2 protein-coding genes are annotated in these 3,364 nt (G+C 66.5%); one reads left to right on the top strand and one right to left on the bottom strand.

From position 1 onward, the window contains the following. Positions 1 to 241: 241 nt before the first annotated feature. Positions 242 to 709, bottom strand: coding sequence for an Hsp20 family protein (locus AX685_RS08755; protein WP_066487644.1), 468 nt, complete (start codon positions 707 to 709; stop codon positions 242 to 244). Positions 710 to 910: 201 nt separating this feature from the next. Between AX685_RS08755 and AX685_RS08750 the strand changes: the two genes are divergently transcribed. Then, positions 911 to 3,316 (top strand): TonB-dependent receptor, encoded by a 2,406-nt coding sequence (locus tag AX685_RS08750; RefSeq protein WP_066487641.1) that lies wholly within the window; start codon positions 911 to 913, stop codon positions 3,314 to 3,316. The last annotated feature ends 48 nt before the right edge of the window (positions 3,317 to 3,364 follow it).

The following is a 3,364-nucleotide window of genomic DNA, read 5'->3' as shown; positions in this document are numbered from 1 at the left end:
GTGTAGGGGTATTCGGAACGTCGCGACGAGCCGTTATCCGCTCCACATCGTTGTCCCAGCGAAGGCCGGGATCTTCTGCTTGGCGGGCGCAACTTACGCCATCGGGAGACCCCTGCCTTCGCAGGGGTGACGCGTTTCCGGTGAAAAGGAAAGGCGCCCGGGCCTTGTTCAGGCCCGGACGCCCCCACCGGCGCTCCGAAAGGGAGCAAAGGAACGCCGATATCGCGCGGCGCGGCGCGGGTTACGCGGCCTTCGCCTCGTCGCCGCTCTTGTTTTCGACCGCGGCCAGCGGCGCGCCGGTCTTGATCGCGATGCTCTTGGGCTTCATCGCCTCGGGCACCTCGCGGACCAGGTCGATCACCAGCAGGCCATCGTTCAGCCGCGCATCCTCCACGAACACGAAGTCGGCCAGCTCGAACCGCCGCTCGAAGCTGCGGTTGGCGATGCCGAGGTGGAGGAAGTTGCCGTTGTCCGCCTTGTCGTCCTTCTTGCCGGTCACCATCAGCAGGTTCTGCTGCGCGACGATCTCGATCTCGTCACGGCCGAACCCGGCCACGGCCAGCGTGATGCGGTAGCGGTCGTCGGCGACTCGCTCCAGGTTGAACGGCGGGTAATTCTCGGACGCGCTCCGGGCGTTGGCCTCGATCATGTCGAACAGGCGATCGAAACCGATCGTGGAGCGGCGGTAGGGGGTAAGGTCGAAACGCATCGTCAAATCCTCCAGCGAGCTATTTGAACAAAGGCGCCCGGGCATCCGCGGCGCCCTTCACCGTGCGGCCCCTGATGGGCACCGCACATCCGGAAAATGGGAAATCGGCGAAGCGATTCAAGGGGTGGGGTAAACACCTACTTTCTTGATCGGGTTTGATCGCGAACGGATGATGCGCGGACGAACGAAAGGGGTCGGTTCATGTCCATCACGCTCGCCACGCTGCTGCTCCAGGCCGCATCCACGCCCGCCGCGCCGCCGGTGGAGCCGCCCGCCGCGCAGGAGGATCCCACGGCCGCCGCCACCGGCCGCCTCGGCCCGGCGCAGGCGGCGGGGGGCGATATCGTCGTCACCGCGCGCCGCCGCACCGAAAGCGTGCAGACCGTGCCGCTGGCAGTATCGGTGATCGGCGGCACCGCGCTGTCCGAAACCGGCGCCTATAATGTCAGCCGGCTGACGCAGATCCAGCCGACGCTGCAATTCTATTCCACCAATCCGCGCAATTCGGCCGCGAACATCCGCGGGCTGGGCGCGCCGTTCGGGCTGACCAACGACGGGATCGAACAGGGCGTCGGCATCTATGTCGACCAGGTCTATTACAGCCGCATAGCGTCGGCGACGTTCGACTTCACCGATACCGAGCGGATCGAGGTGCTGCGCGGACCGCAGGGAACGCTGTACGGCAAGAACACCACCGCGGGCGCGATCAACATCACCACCCGCAAGCCCAGCTTCACGCCCGAGGCGCGGGTGGAGTTCAGCACCGGCAATTACGATTTCATCCAGGCCAAGGCTTCGGCATCCGGCCCGCTGATCGCCGACACGCTGGCGATCCGCCTGTCCGCCTCGGTCACCTCGCGGCGGGGCACGATCCATAACGTGCGCACGGGCGCCGACGTCAATGCGCAGGACAACAAGAGCCTGCGCGGGCAATTGCTGTGGCAGGCCGCGCCCAACCTCGATCTGACGCTCTACGCCGACTACAACCATCAGGACCCGGATTGCTGCGCGCAGATATTCGCGCGCGTCGGCACCACGCAGCGCCCCATTTGGCGCCAGTATGACGCGCTCGCCGCCGCTTTCGGCTACCAGCCGCCGTCGCGCAACGCCTTCGACCGGCTGACCGATCTCGACACGCCGCTGCGCGCGAAACAGGAACTGGGCGGCGCCTCGCTGGTCGCGAACTGGGATCTGGGCGCGGCGACGCTGACGTCGGTGTCCGCCTATCGCTTCTGGGACTGGGATCCGTCGAACGACCGCGACTTCATCGGGCTGCCGATCACCACCGTGTCGGCCAATCCGTCGCAGCAGAAACAGTGGAGCCAGGAACTGCGCGTCGCGTCGAACGGCCGGCGGACGATCGATTATGTCGCCGGGCTGTTCTACTTCCACCAGACGATCGACACGCAGGGGTTGCAGGTACAGGGGCCGGCGGCGAGCCGCTTTCTGCTCAACCCCGGCACCCCGCCGTTCGGCGCCAACGGCTGCGCCACCGCGACCGCCAACGCCTGCAACCCCGCGGTGTTGAACGGATTGACCGCGCGCAACACGATCGGCTTCTCGAACACCTCGGCGGCGGCGTTCGGCAAGCTGACCTGGCATATCAGCGACGCCTTCTCGATCGCACCGGGGCTGCGCGTGAACTATGACAAGAAAAGCGGTTCCTATGTCTCGGTGGTGACCACCGGGAGCGGATCGACCACGCTCAACGCCGATCAGCGCGGCGTGCTGGCGCCGCAGCGCTACCAGCCCGATTTCGACGACTGGAACGTGTCGGGCGACATCACCGCCGCGTGGAACGTCGCCCGCGACGTCCACGCCTATGCCACCTATGCCCGCAACTACAAATCGGGCGGCATCAACCTGTCGGGCCTGCCGCTGGATGCCAGCAGCAACCCGATCCTGTCGGCGGCGACCGTCCGGCCGGAGAAGGTCAACCATTACGAGCTGGGGCTGAAGACGCAGTTCCTCGACCGGCGTGCGACGGTGAACGTCGCGGGCTTCTGGACCGAGATCGACGATTACCAGGCGACCGTCACCAACGGGCAGCTGGGCGTGCTGCGCGGCTATCTGGCCAATGCGGGCAAGGTGCGCACCCGCGGGGTGGAGGTCGATACCGCCCTCCGCCCGACCACGCGGCTGAACCTCTATGCCAACGGCGCCTTCACCGACGCCAAATATGTGACGTTCACCGACGCGCCGTGCCCCCCCGAACTGTCGGGGGGCACCGGCAGCCCGGCCAATTGCGACATCTCCGGTCAGCGGCTGCCGGGCATCTCGAAATGGGCGTTTTCCTATGGCGCGGAATATGCCGTGCCGCTGGCGGCGGGGGGCAATGTCTATGTCGGCTATGACGGCAGCTACCGCTCGGGCTTTTCGTCCAACCCGTCCGAATCGATCTACACCAACATCGACGGCTATGCGCTGTCGAACGTCCGGCTGGGCTATCGTGCGGATCGCGGACTGAACGCCTTCCTGTGGCTGCGCAACGCCTTCGACAAAGATTATTACGAACTGCTGGCGACCCAGTCGGGCAACACCGGGCTGGTCGTGGGTCAGCCGGGCGACCCGCGCACCTATGGCGTGACGGTGTCGGCGTCGTTCTGATCGGCGGGCAAGGCTGGAGGGGCAGGGGTGGGCCGGCGGCTCCGCCGC

It is taken from the genome of Sphingomonas sp. CCH9-F2 (genome assembly GCF_001556735.1).
GTDB lineage: Bacteria > Pseudomonadota > Alphaproteobacteria > Sphingomonadales > Sphingomonadaceae > Sphingomonas > Sphingomonas ginsenosidimutans.
This window is presented reverse-complemented; position numbering and strand designations above follow the sequence as displayed.